This is a genomic window from Streptomyces sp. NPDC050759 (genome assembly GCF_044456945.1).
In the GTDB taxonomy this organism is placed as follows: domain Bacteria; phylum Actinomycetota; class Actinomycetes; order Streptomycetales; family Streptomycetaceae; genus Streptomyces.
The window spans coordinates 436,595-457,361 of sequence record NZ_JBITGI010000001.1 but is presented as its reverse complement, the minus strand read 5'-3'; the positions used below and the strand labels follow the sequence as shown (position 1 = coordinate 457,361).

The following is a 20,767-nucleotide window of genomic DNA, read 5'->3' as shown; positions in this document are numbered from 1 at the left end:
TGGAACCGAGTGAGCCATCCACGTTAGGTGCCCCTAATCAATGCTTTCAAGTTCAACATTTGGCCACTCGTTTGCCTCTGCGGCCCCTCCTGTTTCGCCCGCCGTCGCACGTAGAACGGCTCTCGCCACCGCATCGGCGTCCGAAAGCGTGACCGAATCCACCCCTGGCCGGGCGCCCGCCGCGGTCACCCAGTGCACCCCCTCCGTGGGCACGCCGAAAGCGAACCGCCTTGCGTGGGCCCGTCCTTGACGGTCGATCAGGTGATATGGCCGCCGGGTGACGTCCAGGCCGCCGGTCTCGTAACCGTCGACGGTGTGCGGCCGGCACTGGCCCGTCTTCAGCAGCCGGGCGAGCAGTTCGTCGGCGGTGCGCCGCAGATCCGGTTCCGGAAGGCGCGCCTCTATGAGGGTCGTCACGTGGACGGCGGACCCCGGCACCTCGGGCGAGCGGGCCACCCAGCTGCCGTCCGCCTCACGGACCTCCAGGCGAGGGCCCAGCACGTCCACGGTGCCCGCTTCGATCAGCGCGGTCAGTTCCTCGATGCGGCGGCGGGGCGGGCCGATGGAGAGGAAGGCGTTGAGAGGGGTGTACCAACGGTCCAGGTGGTCCCGGCGGGACGGGCCCGGGAGGCCGCCGTGGTCGACGATCTGCCGCAGTTCGTTGCGCAGGTCCCGCAGGACGTCGAGGGCCGCCTTCAGAGGACCGGCGACGTTACCGAGCGCGGCCTCGGCGGCGTCCTGGCGCAGATGGCCGAGGAGCCAGAGCCGCCAGCTGCCGGGATCCGTGAAGGTCTGTCCGGTGTACGGCCGTGAAATACGGTCCCAGGACCAGCGGTCGGCGTGCGGGACGCCGAACTCCTCCAGTACGGCGGCCTCTTCGGGTCTGCGGTGGTCCGTGGCGAGGAAGCGGTCCCTGAACTCCCCGTCCTCGACGAGGGCTTCGTAGTAGACCGTCTCCACCTCCTTCGCCACCAGCGGCCATATCTCCGTGAGGAAGTCGGGGGCCTCGCCGGAGTCGGCACGCTTGCGGAAGCGGGCGATCGTCTCGTCGGTGAGGACGAGGGGGAGATGGCGGCCGTAGGGGCCCTTGGCGTTGTCGCCGCGTGCCTGGTACGGGACGCCGCGGCGCGAACCGGCGTACAGGCGCGGCTCCTTGCCGGAGGGGAGATAGCGCAGGGCGCCGGTGTCCGAGCGGACGAAACGGCCACCGCGGCCGGTGGTCAGCAGGGCCATGTGGTCGAAGAAGTTCAGGCCCAGGCCGCGCAGCAGCACCGGCTCGTGCGGCCGTATGCGGGACAGGTCCACGTCGGCCGGGTTGGCGGGCGGGACGTGGTGCAGACCGTGGCGTTCGGCGTGGGCGGTGTGGCCGCGCTGCGGCGTGTCGGCGACGACCGGCAGATGCCCCTGGGCGAGGACCACGGCCGACAGCCCGTCCAGCACGGTCCCGTCGTCCAGCGTCACCGTCTGCCGCCCGTCGACGGCGTCATCGACCCTTACGGCCCGCGCCGCGTGCACCTCCACCCTCACAGCCCCGGGCGCCTGCCGCACGACCCTGGCGAACACCCACGCCAGATAACGCCCGTACTGAACACGGCTCGGATAGTCGTCGGGCCCGAGCGGGTCACCCGGGGCCGGTCTCCGGTGGGGGAGCCCACAGGCCCACTCGTGCAGGCTCGGTCCTCGGCGTATCGGACCCGCGCAGTCCACGCTCTCGTCGGTGAACAGGGTGACCTGGGAGGCCACCGTGTTCATCAGGAGGTCGGGGGACTGGGTGGGGCGCCATACGCGGCCGGGGCCCGGCGGGCACGGGTCGATGACGTGGACCGTCAAGTGGGCGCCGGGCGGGAGGAGTTCGGGGGCGGAGGCGCAGAGGCGTTCCAGCACGCTGGTGCCGCGGGGCCCCGCGCCGACCAGGGCGACGGAGACGGGGGGTTGGTCCGTGGTCGGTGCGGGCAAGAGCGGGACTCCCGGGCGTGTGGGGCGCGTGGCGGAGCCGTGGAGCTCCACCGGAAGCGGACGGTCCGCCTCATCATGCCGTCGGGAGTACGGGGTGCCGAGCCTGAAGGGCCGGGAGGGCCTGGACTGTGGGATGCATCACGAGCATCCCGTGCCACGGACACAACAAACGACCGCAAAGGCTGGAACGGGACGGAAGCGGCCGGAAGGAGCCGGAAGGAGCCGATTACCGGGCGAGCCGGGACGCCTCGCGCCCGCTCCCCCCGGTGAGTTCGGACTCCGAGACCGTCACCAGCCCCGTCCGGCCCTCGCCCGTCTCCCGCGCCTGGTCCAGCCGCAGCCGCGCCGAACGCCCGCTCAGCGTCAGCGTCATGAACTGGTTGCCGAACCACGGGCCGCCCGTGTGCCGCCAGGAGACCGGCGGTTGCTCACAGCCGCCGTGCCGGGCGAGCCACCGCCCGAGCGCCCGAGCGGTCGCACTCCAGCCGAAGCGGAAGCCGAACCGGATCCAGCGGGGCACGGAGTTGTGGACGGGGGAGCAGGTGAGCTGGAGGACGCGGGCCTCCGGTCCGCCGGAGTGCCACTTCGGCTCGGCCACGTACGCGTGGTGCACGTCCCCCGACAGCACCAGCACCGTCGCCGGCGCCTCGGGCCCCGAGCCCACCTCGGCGATCAGGTCCGCCAGCGCCGCGAAGGACGCCGGGAACGCTGCCCAGTGCTCCAGGTCCGCCTTCCGCCGCAGATCCTCCCCGAACCGGGCCCAGCGCGCCCCGCGGTCCCCCCGGCACAGCGCGGCGTCCCACGCCTCGGCATGGTGCACCAGATGCGGCAGCAGCCAGGGCAGCGAGGTGCCGATCAGGAGGTGGTCGTAGGAGGCGCGCTCCTCCAGCACCTGTCCGCGCAGCCACTCGGCCTCGCCGGGGTTCAGCATCGAGCGGTTCTCCTCGTCGAGGACGCGGGCCGCGCGGGAGTCCACCATGAGCAGGCGCACCCGGCCGAAGTCGCGCCGGTAACTCCAGCGCACGGAGGCCGCGTCGGCCTCGGCCCGGCAGGCGAAGGCGCGCAACTCGTCGGTGCCGTCCGGGGATCGGCGTACGGCGGCGTAGAGCGGGTCGGCGGCCAGCTCGGCCGGGGGGAGGTTGCCCAGGTGCTGGTAGACCCAGTACGACATCAGTCCGCTCAGCAGCCGCTCCCGCCACCACGAGACGGTGCGCATGTCCTCGACCCAGGAGGCGGAGGTGTTCCAGTCGTCGATGACGTCGTGGTCGTCGAAGATCATGCAGTTGGGCACCGTGGACAGCAGCCAGCGCACCTCGGGGTCGAGCCAGGACTCGTAGTAGAGGTGGGTGTACTCCTCGTAGTCCGCCACCTGGTTGCCCGGCGGGTCCCGCAGATCGCGGCGGGCGGCCAGCCAGCTCTGGGTGGCCCGGGAGGTCTCGTCGGCGTAGACCTGGTCGCCCAGCAGCAGGAGGACGTCCGGCCGTTCGCCCTCCGGCTCGGCGGCGATACGGGCCGCGAGGGTGTCCAGGGCGTCGGGGCCCACGGGGTCCTTCTCGCCCTTCGGGGGCGCGGCCCAGCGGCAGGAGCCGAACGCGACGCGGACGGTGTCCGTGTCGGCGGGCGTGTGGATGACGGACGGCGGAAACCCCGAGAAGGGGGCGTCGGGCAGAGGCCACACGCGCGTGCCGTCCAGGAACACCTCGTACGACCGCTCGGTGCCCGGAGCCAGGCCGTCGACCGGGACGAGGGCGTAGTAGTGGCCCGCGATCTGGAAGGTGGGGGCCGCACCGCCGGTGCCGTCCGAGCAGCGCACCTCGGCGGTGCACGGACGGCTCGTCTCGACCCACACGGTCGCGGACGAGCCGTCGACGTACCTGAGCAGTGGTCCCAGCCGCAGTTCGGCCACGTGATCCTCCTCCGTCGCCCCGTACGGTACGGAACGGCGGAGGTCCGCGGGGAGGTTCCGTTACGGAATCGTCAGCAGTTGGCGAGGTAGCTGGTGAGCGCGCTCTTCTCCGCCGAGTCGACGGAGAGGTCGTAGTAGTACTTCACCTGGACCCAGGCGCGGACGTAGGTGCAGCGGTACGAGGTGACCGACGGCATCCACTCGGCCGGGTCCTGGTCGCTCTTGGACTGGTTCACGTTGTCCGTGACGGCGATGAGCTGGGGGCGGGTGACGTCGTTGGCGAAGGACTGGCGCCGGGCGGTGGTCCAGGCGCTCGCGCCGGAGTCCCAGGCCTCGGCGAGCGGGACCAGGTGGTCGATGTCGAGGTCGGAGGCGGCGGTCCAGGTGGCGCCGTCGTACGGGGAGTACCAGCTGCCGCTGGTGGCGGTGCAGGCGGAGTTGGTGACGACGTTCGAGCCGTCCCGCTTGAGGATGTACTCACGGGTGTTGCAGGTGCCGCTGATGGTGATCCACGTCGGGAACAGGTCGCGGTCGTAGCCGGTGCGGTTCTCGGTGGCCACGGTGAGCGAGGCGAGGTAGGTGCGGGCGGTGGCCGCGCTGACCGGGGTGGGGAGGGCGGCGGAGGCGGTCGGGCCGTTGAGGACCGCGACGGAGGCTATGAGGGCGGTGAGCGCCCCGAGTATGCTGAGCCGTCGACGCGCGTAGAACTTCGACATGCGAACTCCCTTGGGGGACGGGGATGTTGGAGCGCGAGCGTGGGAATGCTCGCGGCTCCGCGTTGCGGGGAGGTGTGCGTTCGGTAAGAAGTTAGTGACGCGCACATGACACGACAAGGTTTACGGCGAAACGATCACGTACGATGGATGGCGTTGAAGGGGAGTAGCTCTTCGCCGGACCGTCGACATACTGCTCAGCTCGTCTGAGCCGGCGCCCGGAGGCAGGTCTTCAGGGATCGGCCAGCGAGACCTTCGGCCAGTAGTGCACTGACTGTGTGCTGCCGTGCCGAGGCGTCGTTTCGCAGGAACACTCTCGGTGGGGCGGCCCCGACCGATTGAGGACCCTTGATCAGCTTCACCGTGACGGCCGTCGTCTTCGGCGTCGTCTTCCTCGCCGAACTGCCGGACAAGACCGCCCTCGCCGGCCTCGTCCTCGGCACCCGTTACCGCGCCTCCTACGTCTTCGCGGGCGTCGCCGCCGCCTTCGCGCTGCATGTCGCGCTCGCCGTGGCGGCCGGCAGCGTGCTGACCCTGCTGCCGCAGCAGATCGTGCAGGCGGTCACCGGCGTGCTCTTCCTCGGCGGCGCGGCCGTGCTGCTGTTCAAGAAGGACGACGGCGACGAGGAGATCCGAAAGCCTCAGGACCAGTCCTTCTGGAAGGTCGCCGGGGCGGGGTTCATGCTCATCCTGGTCGCCGAGTTCGGGGATCTGACCCAGATCATGACGGCGAACCTCGCGGCCCGTTACGACGACCCGCTCTCCGTCGGCCTCGGCGCGGTGCTCGCGCTGTGGGCGGTGGCCGGCCTCGGCATCGTCGGCGGAAAGGCCCTGATGAAGCGCGTGCCGCTCAAGCTCATCACCAAGGTCGCGGCGCTGCTGATGCTGGCGCTCGGGCTGTGGAGCCTGTGGGAGGCCGTGGCCGGATGAGCTGAACGGTGGGTGAACTGTTCCGGGCGGTTTCCGGGGATGGTGGCGGGAACCGCCCCGATTTTGTACCGTGGAGAAACAAAGTGGCTCCCGCTCGTTTTCCCTGACCGGCGGGCGGGGCCACCTTGTCTTTCAGGGGGTGCGGGGGAGACCCCTCCGAAGCCCACGTCCCGCGTCTTGGAGCTGCCGATGACGGCCACCGCCGCCCCCACCGTGCTCACCGCCCGTGCCCTCCTGCTCGACATGGACGGCACCCTCGTCAACTCCGACGCCGTCGTGGAGCGCATCTGGCGCCGCTGGGCCGAACACCACGGGCTGGACGCCGACGAGGTCATGAAGGTCGTGCACGGCCGCCAGGGGCACGCGTCGATGGCGGTCCTGCTGCCCGAGCGGCCCATGGAGCAGAACCTCGCGGACAACGCCCGCATGCTCGCGGAGGAGACCGCCGACATGGACGGTGTCGTGGCGATACCGGGGGCGCCAGAGTTCCTGGCCTCCCTGCGGGACCTGCCCCACGCGCTGGTGACCTCGGCCGACGTCCCGCTGTCCACGGCTCGGATGGCGGCCGCGGGTCTCGCACTGCCCGACGTCCGGATCACCGCCGAGTCCGTGGGGGCGAGCAAGCCGGACCCCGAGGGCTTTCTGAAGGGAGCGGCAGAGCTGGGTGTCGCGCCCGCCGACTGCATCGTCTTCGAGGATTCCGGGGCGGGAATCGCCGCCGGCAAGGCGGCCGGGATGAGGGTCGTGGGAGTCGGCGCGCGAGCCGCGGTGCACGGGCCGGACGTGGTGGTGGCGGATCTGACGCAGGTGCGGATCGAGGCGGGCGAGGACGGCACGATTCGGCTCTCCGTCGGCTAGATCTCCGTTCCCTCTGTCGGGCCCCGCCGGACCCGCACCCGAAGAACGACCTACGGCTCTCTCGTCTCCGACTCCAGCCGCTCCCGGGTCGCCAGGTCGTACACCCCGTACTCCGCCACCTGAAGCCCCCGCTGCCACTGATACGCGGACACCGCGTCCTCGACCCCCTCGTTGTAGTGCCCGCTCGCCTTGCGCGCGTACAGCCCGACCTGGGTGAGCCGCAGCTCGAGCTCGACGACCTCAGGACCCTCGGACCCGCGCCGCAGCACCTGCGGAGCCGCCTCGCGTCCCGCGTCGGACCCGGCCGCCGAATCCGTCGCGGCGGAGGCCGTCGGGGTCGCCGAGGGCGCGGTGGACAACGACGGGCTGGGCGAGGCGCTGGACCTCGACGGGGACGGGGAGGCCGACGGGCTCGCGCTCGCCGTGGCGGACGGGGGCGCGGAGGACGGCCGTACGGACGACGCGGCGGTGGACGGGGACGCCGACGCCGCGGTCGTCGTCGCATCGGGGACCGCCGGCCGTACGTCCCCTCGTGCCGCCTCGTCCCGCACCGGCGACTCGTACGTGAACACCCCGCCGGCGAAGGCGGCCGCGGCGGCCACCGTCACGACCGCTCCGGCGGTGGCGAGGAGGACGGCACGGCGTCGGGTGCGGCGCGGCGGCCCGTCGGTGGTCCGGCCGGGTGCGGAAGCGTCGGCCTCCACCTCGAACAGGTTCAGGTCGGTGCGGCTCGGGGTGGCCGGCGGCGGTGCCGGCACGCGTAACGGCATCGTGGCGTCCGGCGCGGGCGCCTTCGGCACCGGTGCGGTCTCGTCGTCCAGCTCCACGTACGGCCGTATGCGCAGCGGATCGAAGTCCTCCGCCGCGGCCGCCTCCGCCGTACGCGTGTCCCGCAGTGCGTCCGACGCGCGCTGGGTGCACCCGCAGGACGGGGTGTTGTCGGCCCCTCTCGGTGCCCGGCACTCCGGGCACAGATGGCCGTTCGACTCCGCCATGTGTTCGTCCCTCCCCTCACAAACTCCAGCGATTATGCAGACCCCCTCCACACCCGGCTGTCGGAAGCCCCCGGAATACCGGCTTCCAACAGGACTCAACAGGCCATAACCGGTCACACCGATCACGATGGACGTAACGAGAGCCACAGGAGGTCTTCATGGCCGCGCACCCGCACGGTATGACGGGGAATGTGAGAGACGAGCAGGAACAACACGTCTCCGGCAACGTCCTCGTCTCGATCGGGGCCCTGCTGCTCGGCATGCTGCTCGCCGCGCTGGACCAGACGATCGTGTCCACCGCGCTGCCCACGATCGTCAGCGATCTCGGCGGTATGGAGCATCTGTCGTGGGTGGTGACCGCGTATCTGCTGGCGTCCACGGCCGCCACGCCGCTGTGGGGCAAGCTCGGGGACCAGTACGGGCGCAAGCGGCTGTTCCAGACCGCGATCGTGATCTTCCTGATCGGGTCCGCCCTGTGCGGCATGGCCCAGGACATGACCCAGCTGATCGCCTTCCGGGCCCTGCAGGGGCTGGGCGGCGGCGGGTTGATGGTGTTGTCCATGGCGATCGTCGGCGATCTCGTCCCGCCGCGTGAACGGGGGCGCTATCAGGGGCTGTTCGGGGCGGTGTTCGGGGCGACGAGTGTGCTCGGGCCGTTGCTGGGCGGGCTGTTCACCGAGCACCTGAGCTGGCGGTGGGTGTTCTACGTCAACCTTCCGGTGGGCGCGGTCGCGCTGGCCGTGATCGCCGTGGTGCTGCGGATTCCCCGTAAGTCGACGAAGCACGTCATCGACTACCTGGGGACCTTTCTCATCGCCTCCGTCGCCACCTGCCTGGTGCTGGTGGCCTCGCTGGGCGGGAACACCTGGGCGTGGGGCTCGCCCCAGATCGTCGGGCTCGCGGTGCTGGGCGTGCTGCTGGCGGTCGCGTTCGTGGGGGTCGAGCGGCGGGCCGCCGAGCCCGTGCTGCCGTTGAAACTGTTCCGGGTGCGGACCTTCACCCTGTCCGCCGTCATCAGCTTCATCGTCGGGTTCGCGATGTTCGGGGCCATGACCTATCTGCCCACCTTCCTCCAGGTGGTGCAGGGAGTCTCACCGACCATGTCCGGTGTGCACATGCTGCCCATGGTGTTCGGATTGCTGTTCTCCTCCACCGTTTCCGGGCAGATCGTCAGCCGTACCGGCCGCTGGAAGGTCTTCCCGGTGGCAGGGACCGCGGTCACCACGCTCGGGCTGCTGCTTCTGCACCGGCTCGACGAGAGCAGTTCCACCTGGGTGATGAGCGTCTACTTCTGCGTGTTCGGGCTGGGGCTCGGACTGGTCATGCAGGTGCTCGTGCTGATCGTGCAGAACGCCGTGTCGTACGAGGATCTCGGCGTCGCCACGTCCGGCGCGACCTTCTTCCGGTCCATCGGGGCGTCCTTCGGGGTCGCCATCTTCGGAACCGTCTTCGCGAACCGCCTCGGGGACAAGCTGGCCGAGGCCCTGCGGGGCGCCCAACTGCCGCCCGGAGTCTCGGTCTCGGGGCTCGAGGCCGATTCCCGGGGGCTCGCCGAGCTGCCGGGCTCGCTGCGGCCCGAGGCACTGCACGCGTACGCCTCCTCGATCACCGACGTCTTCCTCTACGCCGCGCCCGTCGCGTTTCTCGGGTTCGTACTCGCGTGGTTCCTCAAGGAGGACCGGCTGCGGGGGTCGGTCACCGCACCCGACGTCACCGAGACGCTGGCCAGCAATCCCGTGGAGCGGTCGTCGTACGACGAGGTGTGCCGGGCCCTGTCGGTGCTCGGGACCCGGGAGGGGCGGCGGGAGGTCTACCGGGACATCACCACGCGGGCCGGGTACGACCTGTTGCCCGCGGCGAGTTGGCTGGTGCTGCGGATGCGGAAGTACGGCTGGGTGGAGCCGGCGCTGCTCGCCGAGCGCACGTCCGTGCCGTTGGGCGCGATCATCGAGGGGGCACGGCAGGTGGAGGGGCGGGGGCTGGCGACGCGGCAGGGTCTTGATCTGCTGCTCACCGAGGCGGGCCAGGAGGTCGCCGCGCGGCTCGCGGCGGCTCGGGAGGCGTCGTTGGGGGAGTTGCTGGGGGACTGGTGGGGGCCCGATCGGCCCACTGATCTCGCCCAGCTGGTGAAGGATCTCAACGACGAGTTGTGCGGCTCCGACCGGGAACAGCCGCACGAGGGGCCCACGGCTCGCTTCTCATGAGGTGGCCGCCCAGGTCACGGCCCGACTACCGCCTGCACACATGCGGAGACGGTTTGAACAAACCGTTCAGGGCAACCCGGCAGACATGTCAACAGGCCTGATCATCGCTCTGATCGTGATCGTGGCGGCCGTCGTAGTCGTGGCGGCCGTCCTGACCCTGCGTGGCCGGGGCCCGCAGCACGGCCGGGGCCTGAAGCGACGCTTCGGGCCCGAGTACGACCGCGCCGTGGCCCGGCACGACGGGGACGAGAAGGCCGCCGAGCGCGAACTCGCCGAGCGCGTCGAGCGGCACGGATCCCTGCGCGAGCAGCCACTGGAACCGGCGGAGCGCCAGCGGTACGAGGACCGCTGGGCGGCCGCCCAGGAACGCTTCGTCGACTCTCCCCGGGAGGCCGTCGCCGAGGCGGACCGGCTGCTCGCCGACCTCGCCAAGGCCCGGGGCTTCCCGGACGGCGAGCAGTACGAGGAACAGTTCGACGCGCTGTCCGTGCACCACGCGCACCATGTGCACGGCTACCGGCGGGTGCACGCGGTGGCGGGTGCCCGCACCAACGCCCGGCAGGACGGCGACGGCCGGACGAACACCGAGGAGATGCGCGCCGCCATGGTGGAGGCGCGGGCCCTCTTCGAGGACCTCGTCGCCCCGCCGCGGAGCCGCGAGGAGTCCCGTACCTCCACCGACGAGTCCCACCTGCGCGCGGGCCGGCCTCGCGACGGTCGCAGTGACGGCCGGGCGCACCTGCCGTGGGCATTCAACCGGCGTCACGCGAAGGGGAGTTGAGCGACATGACGGATGCCGTGAGCGGGGCCGGCGAGGAACGGAAGGGCCGCACCGCAGGCGACCCCTCGGGCGCTCGCAGCCCCATAGTGGCTCCCACCGGGACCGAGGCCCCGACCGGGGCACCGGATGCCCGGGAGGAGCGCCGTGAGTCCGTACCGGGCGCGATGACGCCTCCTGGGCGGACTGGGCGGAGTGACGAGGGCGGCTTCGGCACCGACTCGGTTCCCGGCCGCGACAAGGCCTCCGGTCCCGTTCGTGAGACCGAGCGGGGGCGGGACGCCGGTTCCGACACCGTCGGCGGAGTCGGTACGGGCGTGGGCGGGTCCTCGAGGCCCGGGAGTCACGAGGCCCGGCTGCTGCCGCACGAGGAGTGCGACAAACTCAGCACGCGGCTCCAGCACGCCGTCGCCGGGTTCGTGGACGAGCCCCGGTCCGCCGTCGAGGAGGCCGACCACGTGCTGGAGGAGGCCGCCGCGCGCTTCACCGAGGCCGTGAAGCAGCGTCGGCGCACGCTGCGCAACTCCTGGCAGGCCGGCGACGGCGGCCGGGACGACAAGGCGGTCGGCACCGGCGACACCGAGCAACTCCGGCTGGCGCTGCGGGACTACCGCGAGCTGACGGAGCGGCTGCTGCACAGCTGACGCGTCGTCCATGCGTACGACCGGCCTGTCGCCCGGAGTCGGGCGGCAGGCCGGTCTTGGGTGCCTTGCACCGGACACGGCCGTGCCGGGCGATTTATCATGCGGCGGCGGTGGGCCAACGGGGCTGCCGCGCAAGGACCCAGGAGGAGCGCACGTGCTCGAACTCACCATGGCCGTCGTCACCGCGGCGGAGGAGGGTGCCACGGCCGGGATGCAGATGGCCGACGCGCCCAGTGACCCGGGCACCGTGCTGCGGGTGGGCCGGGACAAGTCCGTGTGCCGGCTCGCGACACCCGACGACTGGCTGTTCGTCTCCCGGGTGCATCTGGAGTTCCTGTGCGGGCCCGAGGGCGTCTGGCAGGTGACCTGGCTCCAGGGCTCGCAGCCCGATCCCTCGTCCGAGGTACAGCTGGTGGCCGGGGCCTATGCGCAGCCGCTGGTCTACGGCGGCTCGGTGACGCTGCCCCGGGGCGGCAACGGCGAGATCGTCATCCGTGACCGCACCGCCCCGCGCAGCGTCAACGTCGGCTTCTACCACGAGGTGTGAGCGTGCCGGGTCACGGCAGCACGCGGGCCAGCGCGAAGCCGTCGTAGCCCTTGCTGCCCACTGTCTGGATCGCCGTCGCGCTCAGCCTCGGGTGCCGTCCGATCAGTTCGAGCGCGGTGCGGGTGCCCTGGACGTCGGGAGCGGGGTTGCCCGGATCGGCCACCCGGCCGCCCCGTACGACGTTGTCCACCACGATCAGGCTGCCCGCGCTGGTGAGCTTGAGCGCCCACTCCACGTAATGCGGGTTGTTGGCCTTGTCGGCGTCGATGAAGACCAGGTCGAAGGGGGGCGGGTTCTCGTCGGCCAGCTGGGGCAGCGACTCCAGGGCGGGGCCGACCCGCACCTCGGCGATCTTGTCGAGGCCCGCGCGGGCGAGGTTGCGGTTCGCGACCTCGGCGTTGACCGGGCTGTACTCCAGTGAGACCAGACGGCCGTCGGCGGGCAGGGCGCGGGCCAGCCAGATCGTGCTGTAGCCGCCGAGCGTGCCGAGCTCCAGGATCGTACGGGCGCCCTGGATCTGGGCCAGGAGCTGCAGGAGCTTGCCCTGTGGTGCCGTCACGGCGATGGACGGCAGCCCGGCGGCCTCGCTGTCGCGCAGGGCCGCCCGGAGTACCTCGTCCTCCGGCGCCAGATGGGTGGTGAAGTAGTCGTCGACGTCGTCCCAGAGCTGCGACTCGCTCATGCACCTGTGCCTTTCATATGTCTAGTTAGAGCAGCTAACTAGTTGCGCTAACGAATATAGTCCGGCACCCCGTCTCTGTCAGCGGATTACCGCTGCGGCGGCGAGCCCGGCAGCGGCCGGCCCGCCGACTCCGTCATGAACCACACCGCCACACCGCCGATCACGGCCGCGCCCATCATGTAGTAGGCGGGCATCATCATGTTCCCGGTCGCGCCGATCAGGGCCGTCACCACCAGCGGGGTCGTGCCGCCGAAGAGGGACACCGAGACGTTGAAGCCGACCGACAGGGAGCCGTAGCGCACCCGGGTCGGGAAGAGGGCCGGGAGGGCCGAGGGCATCGCCGCCGTGAAGCAGACCAGGAGCAGGCCCAGCGCGCCCATGCCGAGCGCGATCGCGAACAGGCTGCCCTGGCGGATCAGCAGAAGGGCCGGTACCGAGAGCAGCAGGAAGCCCGCGCAGCCCGCGGCGATCACCGGGCGGCGGCCGACCCGGTCGCTCAGGGCGCCCGCGAAGGGCTGGACGACCATCATCAGCGCCATCACCGCGAGCACGACGAGCAGGCCGTGTGTCTCGTCGTACTTGAGCTCGCTGGTCAGATAGCTCGGCATGTACGACAGCAGCATGTAGTCGGTGACGTTGAAGACCAGGACCAGGCCCACGCAGAGCAGCAGCGCCCGCCACTGGCCGGTGATCATCTCGCGCAGCGGGATCTTCGGGCGGCTCGACTCGGCCTTCTCGGCCTCGGCCGCGAACGCCGGGGTCTCCTCCAGGCGCAGCCGCAGATAGAGGCCGATCACGCCCATCGGGCCCGCGATCAGGAACGGGATCCGCCAGCCCCAGGACACCAGGTCCTCGCTGGACAGCAGGGCCGTCAGCAGCGTGACCAGGCCCGCACCGGCGATGTAGCCGGCGAGCGTGCCGAACTCCAGCCAGCTGCCGAGGAAGCCGCGCTTCTTGTCGGGCGCGTACTCGGCGATGAAGGTGGACGCGCCCGCGTACTCGCCGCCGGTGGAGAAGCCCTGGACCAGACGGGCGGCCAGGAGCAGCAGCGGCGCGCCGACGCCGATCGTGGCGTACGACGGGATCAGGCCGATGGCGAAGGTGCCGGCCGCCATCATGATCATGGTCACGGCGAGGACCTTCTGGCGGCCCACACGGTCGCCCAGCGGGCCGAAGACCAGGCCGCCGAGCGGGCGGACCAGGAAGGCCGCGGCGAAGGCGCCGAACGTCGACAGGAGCTGGGCGGTCGGATTGCCGGACGGGAAGAAGACCTTGCCCAGGGTGACCGCGATGTAGCTGTAGACACCGAAGTCGAACCACTCCATGGCGTTGCCCAGCGCGGCGGCCTTGACGGCACGCTTCACGAGGGCCGGGTCGACGACGACGGCATCGGGAGTCTCGGGAGTCTCGGGGTCGCGAGGGGCGTGGACAGGATGGGTGAGGGCTGGGGCGCTCGGCAAAACTTCGCTCGCCTGCCTTTCGACGGGGACAAGGGCAAAAAGCGACCATAAGTGGACTTGCCGGGTTTACGTCATGCTCCGGCCCGGTCGCGGAGCGTGCATAAATGTGCTGTATGCAGGTACCTCGTGCCTGATCACGGTCGCGCCTTCCCGCAGTCCATGTGATCCATCTCGCGCCCTGGCTGAGCGACAGCACTCGCGGCGGACTATCGTCATTCGGACAAATGGAGGCGGACGTCAGGTGAAGCGGGGGTTGCCCGCGTCCTTCCTCTCGGACGCATGGCACGACCGGAATTGAGAGGCCGACGAGGCGTGGCGAATGCGGAGCACAGTGGGACTACGGAGGTCCAGACGCGGCTGCGCGCGGCCAGGCTGGCCCTGTGGCTGGTGGCCGCCGTCCTCGCCGTCAGACAGGTGGCCGTCGTCCTCAGTACCCCCAGAGGCGAGCGGCTGACGGACCTGGAGACCTGGGTCGGCCCGGACGGCGTCCTGCATGTGAAGGGTTCGCTGTACGACTCGACGCGGTTCACCGGTACCCCGTTCGGGGGACTCGTCCTGAAGCCGCTCACCCGTGCCGCCGAACAGGCTCTCGGCTGGGGCTGGACCTTCGGCACCCTGCTCCTGGTCGTCGCCCTCGGCCTCGTCGCCGCGCGCGCCCTCCCCCAGCCGGTCGACCGGCGCACCTCCCTGCTCGCCGCGCCGGTCGCGATCAGCCTTCTCATGCTGTCGCTGCCCGTGCGCAACACGCTCTACCTCGGGCAGACCAGCATCATGCCGGTCCTGCTGGTCCTGGTCGCCTGCTTCGTCGTCCGGGGTGAGCGGGTCAGCGGCCTGCTCATCGGTCTCGCCGCCGCCCTCCAGCCCGCCGTCCTGCTCTTCGCGCCCCTGCTCTGGTTCACCGGCCGCCGCCGGGGCGCCCTGACCACGGCCGCGACCTTCGCCGCCGGCACCGCGCTGGCCTGGGCCGCGCTGCCGCACGACTCGTACACCTACTGGGTGCACCACATCGCGGGCACCGGACTCGGCGGTCCCGCCGACGCCCTCTCCAACCAGTCCCTGCACGGCCTGCTGCTGCGTCTCGGGGTGGCCGGACCGCTGGAGATCTCCCTCTTCCTGGTCCTCGGGGCGGCCGTCGCCGCGCTGGGCGTGCGGCGGGCCGTGCGCTACACCCGCGACGGCCAGCTGCTGCTCGCCGTCGCGATCACCGGGTGCGCGGCGATCGCCGTCTCGCCGACCACCTGGCAGCACCAGCTGCTGTGGGTGCTGCTCGCGGTCGTCGGGCGGGTCGGCAAGCGCGCCTCCGACCGGTACGTGTGGCCCGTGGCCGTCGTCGTCGTGATGACCCTCCCGGCGTCGATGATGCTGCCGCACATCTCGGCGCTGTACACCCTGCGGGACAACGTGGTGCTGCTGGCCGCGCTCGCCGCCGCCACGGTGATTCCCTTCCTGTCGCGGACCTCGCCGTACTACCAGGTGCCGATCCCCACGGCGTACGCCGCACCGGTGCCCGCACGGCTGCGGCACGTGCCGCTGCTGCCGTTCCTGCGGCGGGTGCTGACCCGGCCGAACCTGCTGCTCGAACTGCTGCTGATTCGTGTCACCTACGCCGCCTACCAGCAGGTCAGACTCGCGGCCACCGGCGGAACCAACTCCGCGGGGCGGGCCACAGCCGAGAAGCACGGCCAACAGATCCTCGACATCGAGCGCTGGCTGCACATCGACATCGAGCACTGGGCCAACCACGCGGTCGTCAAGGTCGACTGGCTGCGGAACTTCTTCGACTTCTACTACGAGTCCTTCCACTTCGTGGTGCCGCTGAGCGTGCTGGCCGTTCTGTACTGGCGGCGGCCGGGGGACTACCGGTGGGCCCGGGCCTCGCTCGGGTTCGCGACCCTGCTGGCCCTCGTCGGGTTCTGGCTCTACCCGCTGGCACCGCCGCGGCTCATGCCGGCGCTGGGGGTCATCGACACCGTGCACGGCGTCCAGGACTTCTCCAAGCCGGACTACGGCACGCTCACCGCCCTGACCAACCAGTACGCGGCGATGCCCTCGCTGCACTTCGGCTGGTCGCTGTGGTGCGGGGTCGTCATCGCGATCATCGCGCCCCGGTGGTGGATGAAGGGGCTCGGGCTGCTGCACCCGCTGTTCACCGTCTCGGCGATCGTGGCCACCGGTAACCACTGGGTGCTGGACGCGGTCGGGGGTGCGGCTGTCGTCGCGGGCGGGTTCGGGTTGTCGTATGTGTTCCAGGGGCCGCGGGCCCGGGTGGTCGCGGTGGCGGCGCGGCGTGCGGAAGACCGGGCCGACGGCCTCGTGGAGCCGTCGGCCCGGGGTGCCGGGACAAGGGTCAACCCAGGCTGACCTGAAGCTCCTTGACTCCGTTGATCCACGCCGAGCGCAGACGGCGTGGGTCGCCGGCCGCGCGGAGGTTCGGCATGGCGTCGGCGATCGCGTTGAAGATCAGGTCGATCTCCAGGACCGCCAGGGACTTGCCGAGGCAGTAGTGCGGGCCTCCGCCGCCGAAGCCGAGGTGCGGGTTGGGGTCGCGGGTGATGTCGAAGACGTCCGGGTTCTCGAAGACCTCGGGGTCGTGGTTGGCGGCGGCGTAGAAGATGCCCACCCGGTCGCCCTTCTTGATCTGCTTGCCGCCCAGCTCCGTGTCCTGAGTGGCCGTGCGCTGGAAGGAGTTGACCGGTGTGGCCCAGCGGACGATCTCCTCCGCCGCCGTCGACGGGCGCTCGGCCTTGTAGAGCTCCCACTGGTCGGGGTGGGTGAGGAAGGCGTGCATGCCGTGGGTGATGGCGTTGCGGGTCGTCTCGTTGCCCGCGACCGCCAGCATCAGCACGAAGAAGCCGAACTCGTCGGAATTCAGGTTGCCTTCGTCCTCGGCGGCCACCAGCGTGGTGACGATGTCCTTGGCCGGGCAGTGCTTGCGGTCGGCCGCCATGTTCATCGCGTAGGCGATGACCTCCATGGCCGACTGCTGGCCGACCTCCTCGCTGATCGCGTACTCGGGATCGTCGTACGAGATCATCTTGTTGGACCAGTCGAAGATCTTCGCCCGGTCGTCCTGCGGGATGCCGATGAGCTCGGCGATGGCCTGGAGGGGCAGTTCGCAGGCGACCTGGGTGACGAAGTCGAAGGAGCCGCCGGGCTGGGCGCGCGCGGCCTCGACGATCGCGAGGGCGCGGTTGCGGAGGCGTTCCTCCAGGGCGCGGATGGCCCTCGGGGTGAAGACGCGCTGGACGATTCCGCGGACGCGGGTGTGCTCGGGCGGGTCCATGTTGAGCAGGATCAGCCGTTGCGCGTCGATGGCGTCGCGATCGATGCGTTCGTTGAAGCGGATGATCGCCGTGTTGAGGTACGACGAGAAGATCTCCGGGTGGGTGGAGACGTACTTGACGTCCGCGTGCCGGGTGACCGCCCAGTACCCCTCGTCCTGGAAGCCGGCGACGTTCCCCGGCTGGGGGATCCAGCGCACCGGTTCGGCCCGGCGCAGTTCGGCGAACTCCGGCAGCGGTACGCGACTTTGCAGCAGGTCGGGGTCGGTGAAGTCGAACCCGTCGGGAAGCGCTGGACACGACATCGGCAACTCACTCCAGCCGTTCGACAGCTTTCTGACGGCCCATCAGGAACAGAGCTGCCGTGAAGGTAATAACGGGTTCTACAAGTGGCAAGGGGCACGGAGCCCTCAATTGTGTGCACGACCCTTGCGGTGGTGGGCGGCTCGTCAGCAGACTGCAAAGCAGCGCGAAGTAGAACACGTACTAGTTCTGCGTGGTTCTGTGTGTGTTCTACGGAAGTCCCATGGATCCGTTCGGAGGAGAGGACCCGCACCCATGGCCGCCGAACCCGTGATCGTCGAAGCCGTCCGCACTCCCATCGGCAGGCGCGGCGGCGCGCTCGCCAATCTGCATCCTGCCTACCTGCTGGGCGAGACCTACCGTGAACTCCTCGGCCGCACCGCCATCCCCGCCGACGCGGTGGAACAGATCGTCGGCGGCACGGTCACCCACGCCGGCGAACAGTCCATGAACCCCGCGCGCACCGCCTGGCTGGCCGTCGGGCTGCCGTACGAGACGGCGGCGACGACGGTCGACTGCCAGTGCGGCTCGTCCCAGCAGGCCTCCCACATGGTCGCCAACATGGTCGCGGCCGGTGTCATCGACGTCGGCATCAGCTGCGGTGTCGAGGCGATGTCCCGGGTGCCGCTGGGGTCGGGGTCGAAGCACGGCCCCGGGAAGCCGTTCCCGGACGAGTGGAACGTCGACCTGCCGAACCAGTTCGAGGCGGCCGAACGCATCGCACGCCACCGTGGGTTGACCCGCGAGAACGTCGACTCACTCGGTCTGATCTCCCAGGAACGGGCGGCCGTCGCCTGGTCCGAGGAGCGCTTCAAGCGGGAGACGTTCGCGGTGCAGGTGCCGACGACCGAGGACGAACAGCGCGCCGGGCAGGGCATGTGGCGTCTGGTCGACCGCGACGAGGGGTTGCGCGACACGTCGATGGAGGCGCTGGCCAAGCTGAAGCCGGTCATGCCCACGGCCATCCACACGGCGGGCAACTCCTCCCAGATCAGCGACGGCGCCGCGGCGATCATGTGGGCGTCGAAGCGGATGGCGCGGGCGCTGAAGCTGAGGCCGCGGGCCCGGATCGTGGCCCAGGCGCTGGTGGGCGCCGACCCGCACTTCCACCTCGATGGTCCGATCGACGCGACCCGCGCGGTGCTCGGCAAGGCGGGCATGTCCCTGAAGGACATCGACCTCGTCGAGATCAACGAGGCCTTCGCGTCGGTCGTGCTCAGCTGGGCCCAGGTCTTCGACCAGGACCTGGAGAAGGTCAACGTCAACGGCGGCGCGATCGCCCTCGGGCACCCGGTGGGGGCGACGGGGGCGCGGCTCATCACCACGGCGCTTCACGAACTGGAGCGCGTGGACAAGGAGTTCGCGCTGATCACGATGTGTGCGGGTGGGGGCTTGGCCACCGGCACGATCATTCAGCGGTTGTAGACGTCCAGTTGACGAAGGTGGCGAAGGCGGCGGGGTCGAGGGTGAGGATCGGTCCCGCCGGGGTTTTGGAGTCGCGGACGGATACGGCCACGACTGTCTCGGCGATCTCTACGCACTCGCCGCCCTGGTCGCTGCTGTAGCTGGACTTACGCCAGTTGCTCTCCATAGCGGTCCTCCATCGCGCGCCGGATCAACTCCGCCGAGTCCCTGAGGGATAGAGCGGCGGCCCGGAGATGATCGTAACGGAGTGTGCAGTCCTTGAGGGTGTCCGGATTCGCGGTCGGATGTCCGCTGCCGTATCCCTCGGTGTAGACGATGGCCGGGTCGCTCGCGAAGCGGAAGAGGGTGAACGTGCCCGTAAGCCCCGCGTGGGCTCCTGTCGAGAACGGCAGCACCTGGATGTTGATCTGGGGGTCGTTCTCGAAGGACAACAGATGGGTCAGTTGGCCGCGCATCGTTTCCTTGTCGCCGATCTCCTGGTACAGCGCGGCCTCGCTGATGACCATCCAGAAGACCGGTGGCTCCTCCTTCTCGAAGATCCGCTGACGAGCCAGTCGTACGGCGGTGCGGTCGTCGAGGTCGTTCCGTCGAAGTGCGCTGAGGGTGGCGCGGGCGTAGGCGGGGGTCTGCAGCAGTCCGTGGATCATGGTGGCCTGGAAGGTACAGATCTCGGTCGCCCGTGCCTCCAACTCGGCAACCTGCTGAAACCACGAGGGAAGTTGGCTGCGCAGCACCAGATCCACCAGCCGGGTCAGCAAACCGTCCGACCCCAGCGCCGCGTCCGCCCGCTCGCTGAACTCCGGTGTCGGGACCTTCCTCGCCGTCTCGATCTGCCCGACCAGTGAGCCGGTGTAGCTGAGGATGTCACCGAGTTGGCGCTGGGTCAGGTGGGCCGCTTCTCGGAGTCGGCGCAGCTCGAAACCGTAGTAGTCGCCGGGCGAGGCGCCGGGGTCGAGGGAGTGAATGCCGGTCACGCGGGTCCCCTCTCGGGTAACTGGGTCCACGGCTCAACCAGTTGTGTCCGTTCGATAGCCCAGCGTAGTCATGCGAGGTCACGCTCGTCCCGTGAACCCCTACATTTCCCAGTGGCGCCTGTCGCTCACCGCGGGCGAACACTCCGCCCGCCATATCCGCCGGATCGTCCGCTCGCTGCTGGACGAATGGGGGCTGTCCCCGCTGAGCGACGCCGCCGAGCTCGGCGTGACGGAGCTGGTCGCCAATGTCGTACGCCATGTTCCGGACCGTCGGTGTGTGGTGCTGGTGCTGAGGCTGGAGACGGGTGTTCGGGTGGAGGTCGCGGACGGGGCGCCCGAACTCCCGTCGTCTCCCGCCGAGTTGGACGCGGAGGCCGAACACGGTCGTGGACTGGTGCTGCTGGACGCCGTCGTGGACAAGTGGGGCGTGGGGCCGAGATCGGGTGGCGGGAAGGTTGTCTGGTTCGAGTGCGCGCCCGGATGATGGCGACATGACAGGTGCTCGTACGACTCGGCGCCCGGCGTGAGTCCGTCCTCTTCCCGCTCACCCGAGTGCAGGCCCAGGAGATCGAGGTCCGCAACTCGGCGGACGAACCCTACGACCTGGACTTCCTGGAGGACCTGGACGTGGAGGCCGTGGAGGAGCGCGGATTCCTGCGGCGTGAGGCCGACGCCATTGTGCGGTCCGGGTCAATCGAGAGCTGGGCGTTCGCGATCCAGGCCTCCGTCTCGTACGTCTCCGCCCGGGACTACCTTCCCGTGCTCTCCCGGGGTACCCGGGTCATCGCCGTCAGCAGGGACATAAACGCCGTGCAACGCGTGGAGTACGCGGTCGACGGCAGCGTCCTGTCCTCCTTCGAGCCCGGCATGAACCCCGCCTACAACGACGGGGCCGATCCGTCGGCGCTCCCTTGGCCGTCGTCGGTCGCGGACTCACGGCAGGTGCTGGAGCACCTGGAAACCGAATTCGGCCTGTGGGTACCCAAGGCCTCCGAGAACCAGCGCCTGCCGGCAGCGGCTTTGTACACCCGGTGATGAGTTTGCGGCGCTGCCACTGATTCAGGCCCCGCCATACAGTCGCCGCAGGTCGACGAGGACCACTTCGCCGCGC

19 protein-coding genes are annotated in these 20,767 nt (G+C 70.3%); 10 read left to right on the top strand and 9 right to left on the bottom strand.

Features of this window, described 5'->3' with window-relative positions:
- Positions 1 to 33: 33 nt before the first annotated feature.
- The 3 genes from ACIBJB_RS02000 to ACIBJB_RS01990 form a co-directional block, all read right to left on the bottom strand.
- Positions 34 to 1,956 carry an FAD/NAD(P)-binding protein gene (locus ACIBJB_RS02000; protein WP_398925531.1) on the bottom strand — a complete coding sequence of 641 codons (1,923 nt, stop codon included), beginning with the start codon at positions 1,954 to 1,956 and terminating at the stop codon, positions 34 to 36.
- Positions 1,957 to 2,182: 226 nt separating this feature from the next.
- On the bottom strand, positions 2,183 to 3,862 hold the full coding sequence (locus ACIBJB_RS01995; protein ID WP_398925529.1) for an alkaline phosphatase D family protein: 1,680 nt from the start codon (positions 3,860 to 3,862) through the stop codon (positions 2,183 to 2,185).
- A gap of 71 nt (positions 3,863 to 3,933) precedes the next feature.
- On the bottom strand, positions 3,934 to 4,578 hold the full coding sequence (locus ACIBJB_RS01990; RefSeq protein WP_365643672.1) for an HNH endonuclease family protein: 645 nt from the start codon (positions 4,576 to 4,578) through the stop codon (positions 3,934 to 3,936).
- A gap of 345 nt (positions 4,579 to 4,923) precedes the next feature.
- Here ACIBJB_RS01990 and ACIBJB_RS01985 point away from each other — a divergent pair, with 345 nt between their 5' ends.
- Entirely contained in the window at positions 4,924 to 5,505 is a 582-nt protein-coding gene (locus tag ACIBJB_RS01985; protein WP_398925527.1) for a TMEM165/GDT1 family protein, read from the top strand.
- A gap of 189 nt (positions 5,506 to 5,694) precedes the next feature.
- Positions 5,695 to 6,363, top strand: a complete 669-nt coding sequence (locus ACIBJB_RS01980) for an HAD-IA family hydrolase (RefSeq protein ID WP_398925525.1) — start codon at positions 5,695 to 5,697, stop codon at positions 6,361 to 6,363.
- A 50-nt stretch (positions 6,364 to 6,413) separates the two neighbouring features.
- Here ACIBJB_RS01980 and ACIBJB_RS01975 read toward each other — a convergent pair whose 3' ends face one another.
- Positions 6,414 to 7,358: a peptidoglycan-binding domain-containing protein gene (locus tag ACIBJB_RS01975; RefSeq protein WP_398925523.1), complete on the bottom strand. Its 945-nt coding sequence runs from the start codon at positions 7,356 to 7,358 to the stop codon at positions 6,414 to 6,416.
- Positions 7,359 to 7,516: 158 nt separating this feature from the next.
- Here ACIBJB_RS01975 and ACIBJB_RS01970 point away from each other — a divergent pair, with 158 nt between their 5' ends.
- The 4 genes from ACIBJB_RS01970 (at position 7,517) to ACIBJB_RS01955 (ending at position 11,531) form a co-directional block, all read left to right on the top strand.
- The gene (locus ACIBJB_RS01970; RefSeq protein WP_398925521.1) at positions 7,517 to 9,562 is read left to right on the top strand and encodes an MDR family MFS transporter; all 2,046 of its coding nucleotides are present in this window, start codon (positions 7,517 to 7,519) and stop codon (positions 9,560 to 9,562) included.
- 85 nt (positions 9,563 to 9,647) lie between these two features.
- Positions 9,648 to 10,343 (top strand): hypothetical protein, encoded by a 696-nt coding sequence (locus tag ACIBJB_RS01965; RefSeq protein WP_398925519.1) that lies wholly within the window; start codon positions 9,648 to 9,650, stop codon positions 10,341 to 10,343.
- Between the two features lie 5 nt (positions 10,344 to 10,348).
- Positions 10,349 to 10,984 carry a hypothetical protein gene (locus tag ACIBJB_RS01960; RefSeq protein ID WP_398925517.1) on the top strand — a complete coding sequence of 212 codons (636 nt, stop codon included), beginning with the start codon at positions 10,349 to 10,351 and terminating at the stop codon, positions 10,982 to 10,984.
- A gap of 154 nt (positions 10,985 to 11,138) precedes the next feature.
- Positions 11,139 to 11,531 (top strand): hypothetical protein, encoded by a 393-nt coding sequence (locus ACIBJB_RS01955; RefSeq protein WP_020116060.1) that lies wholly within the window; start codon positions 11,139 to 11,141, stop codon positions 11,529 to 11,531.
- Between the two features lie 10 nt (positions 11,532 to 11,541).
- On the opposite strand, the gene ACIBJB_RS01950 is transcribed toward ACIBJB_RS01955, so the two are convergent.
- Positions 11,542 to 12,213: an O-methyltransferase gene (locus tag ACIBJB_RS01950; protein WP_398925515.1), complete on the bottom strand. Its 672-nt coding sequence runs from the start codon at positions 12,211 to 12,213 to the stop codon at positions 11,542 to 11,544.
- 86 nt (positions 12,214 to 12,299) lie between these two features.
- Positions 12,300 to 13,673 (bottom strand): glycine betaine/L-proline transporter ProP, encoded by a 1,374-nt coding sequence (proP, locus tag ACIBJB_RS01945; protein WP_398925513.1) that lies wholly within the window; start codon positions 13,671 to 13,673, stop codon positions 12,300 to 12,302.
- Positions 13,674 to 13,985: 312 nt separating this feature from the next.
- Between proP and ACIBJB_RS01940 the strand changes: the two genes are divergently transcribed.
- On the top strand, positions 13,986 to 16,034 hold the full coding sequence (locus ACIBJB_RS01940) for a bifunctional glycosyltransferase 87/phosphatase PAP2 family protein (protein WP_398925511.1): 2,049 nt from the start codon (positions 13,986 to 13,988) through the stop codon (positions 16,032 to 16,034).
- Here the strand turns inward: ACIBJB_RS01940 and ACIBJB_RS01935 are convergent.
- Positions 16,021 to 17,259 carry a cytochrome P450 gene (locus ACIBJB_RS01935; protein WP_398925509.1) on the bottom strand — a complete coding sequence of 413 codons (1,239 nt, stop codon included), beginning with the start codon at positions 17,257 to 17,259 and terminating at the stop codon, positions 16,021 to 16,023. The two genes, ACIBJB_RS01940 and ACIBJB_RS01935, sit on opposite strands and share 14 nt — an antisense overlap.
- Before the next feature lie 253 nt (positions 17,260 to 17,512).
- Here ACIBJB_RS01935 and ACIBJB_RS01930 point away from each other — a divergent pair, with 253 nt between their 5' ends.
- A complete protein-coding gene (locus ACIBJB_RS01930) occupies positions 17,513 to 18,682 on the top strand; it encodes a steroid 3-ketoacyl-CoA thiolase (RefSeq protein WP_398925507.1) in 1,170 nt (389 codons plus the stop codon).
- On the opposite strand, the gene ACIBJB_RS01925 is transcribed toward ACIBJB_RS01930, so the two are convergent.
- Together ACIBJB_RS01925 and ACIBJB_RS01920 are read right to left on the bottom strand one after the other, a co-directional pair.
- Positions 18,666 to 18,848, bottom strand: coding sequence for a DUF397 domain-containing protein (locus tag ACIBJB_RS01925; RefSeq protein ID WP_398925505.1), 183 nt, complete (start codon positions 18,846 to 18,848; stop codon positions 18,666 to 18,668). The genes ACIBJB_RS01930 and ACIBJB_RS01925 overlap by 17 nt on opposite strands.
- Complete coding sequence (locus ACIBJB_RS01920) at positions 18,829 to 19,656, bottom strand: helix-turn-helix domain-containing protein (RefSeq protein WP_398925503.1); 828 nt, start codon at positions 19,654 to 19,656, stop codon at positions 18,829 to 18,831. The genes ACIBJB_RS01925 and ACIBJB_RS01920 overlap by 20 nt, the downstream gene beginning before the upstream one ends.
- A 70-nt stretch (positions 19,657 to 19,726) precedes the next feature.
- On the opposite strand from ACIBJB_RS01920, the gene ACIBJB_RS01915 reads away from it, so the two are divergent.
- Both ACIBJB_RS01915 and ACIBJB_RS01910 read left to right on the top strand, forming a co-directional pair.
- Positions 19,727 to 20,140: an ATP-binding protein gene (locus tag ACIBJB_RS01915; protein WP_398925501.1), complete on the top strand. Its 414-nt coding sequence runs from the start codon at positions 19,727 to 19,729 to the stop codon at positions 20,138 to 20,140.
- A gap of 14 nt (positions 20,141 to 20,154) precedes the next feature.
- Positions 20,155 to 20,691, top strand: coding sequence for a DUF6461 domain-containing protein (locus tag ACIBJB_RS01910; RefSeq protein ID WP_398925499.1), 537 nt, complete (start codon positions 20,155 to 20,157; stop codon positions 20,689 to 20,691).
- Positions 20,692 to 20,767: the final 76 nt, after the last annotated feature.

Excerpts from the sequence above, each read along its gene's own strand:
- ACIBJB_RS01965 (WP_398925519.1), top strand. The coding sequence starts at position 9,648 with ATGTCAACAGGCCTGATCATCGCTCTGATCGTGATCGTGGCGGCCGTC.
- ACIBJB_RS01950 (WP_398925515.1), bottom strand. The coding sequence starts at position 12,213 with ATGAGCGAGTCGCAGCTCTGGGACGACGTCGACGACTACTTCACCACC.
- ACIBJB_RS01980 (WP_398925525.1), top strand. The coding sequence starts at position 5,695 with ATGACGGCCACCGCCGCCCCCACCGTGCTCACCGCCCGTGCCCTCCTG.
- ACIBJB_RS01935 (WP_398925509.1), bottom strand. The coding sequence starts at position 17,259 with ATGTCGTGTCCAGCGCTTCCCGACGGGTTCGACTTCACCGACCCCGAC.
- ACIBJB_RS01925 (WP_398925505.1), bottom strand. The coding sequence starts at position 18,848 with ATGGAGAGCAACTGGCGTAAGTCCAGCTACAGCAGCGACCAGGGCGGC.
- ACIBJB_RS01960 (WP_398925517.1), top strand. The coding sequence starts at position 10,349 with ATGACGGATGCCGTGAGCGGGGCCGGCGAGGAACGGAAGGGCCGCACC.
- ACIBJB_RS01930 (WP_398925507.1), top strand. The coding sequence starts at position 17,513 with ATGGCCGCCGAACCCGTGATCGTCGAAGCCGTCCGCACTCCCATCGGC.
- ACIBJB_RS01915 (WP_398925501.1), top strand. The coding sequence starts at position 19,727 with ATGCGAGGTCACGCTCGTCCCGTGAACCCCTACATTTCCCAGTGGCGC.
- ACIBJB_RS01975 (WP_398925523.1), bottom strand. The coding sequence starts at position 7,358 with ATGGCGGAGTCGAACGGCCATCTGTGCCCGGAGTGCCGGGCACCGAGA.
- ACIBJB_RS01990 (WP_365643672.1), bottom strand. The coding sequence starts at position 4,578 with ATGTCGAAGTTCTACGCGCGTCGACGGCTCAGCATACTCGGGGCGCTC.
- ACIBJB_RS01970 (WP_398925521.1), top strand. The coding sequence starts at position 7,517 with ATGGCCGCGCACCCGCACGGTATGACGGGGAATGTGAGAGACGAGCAG.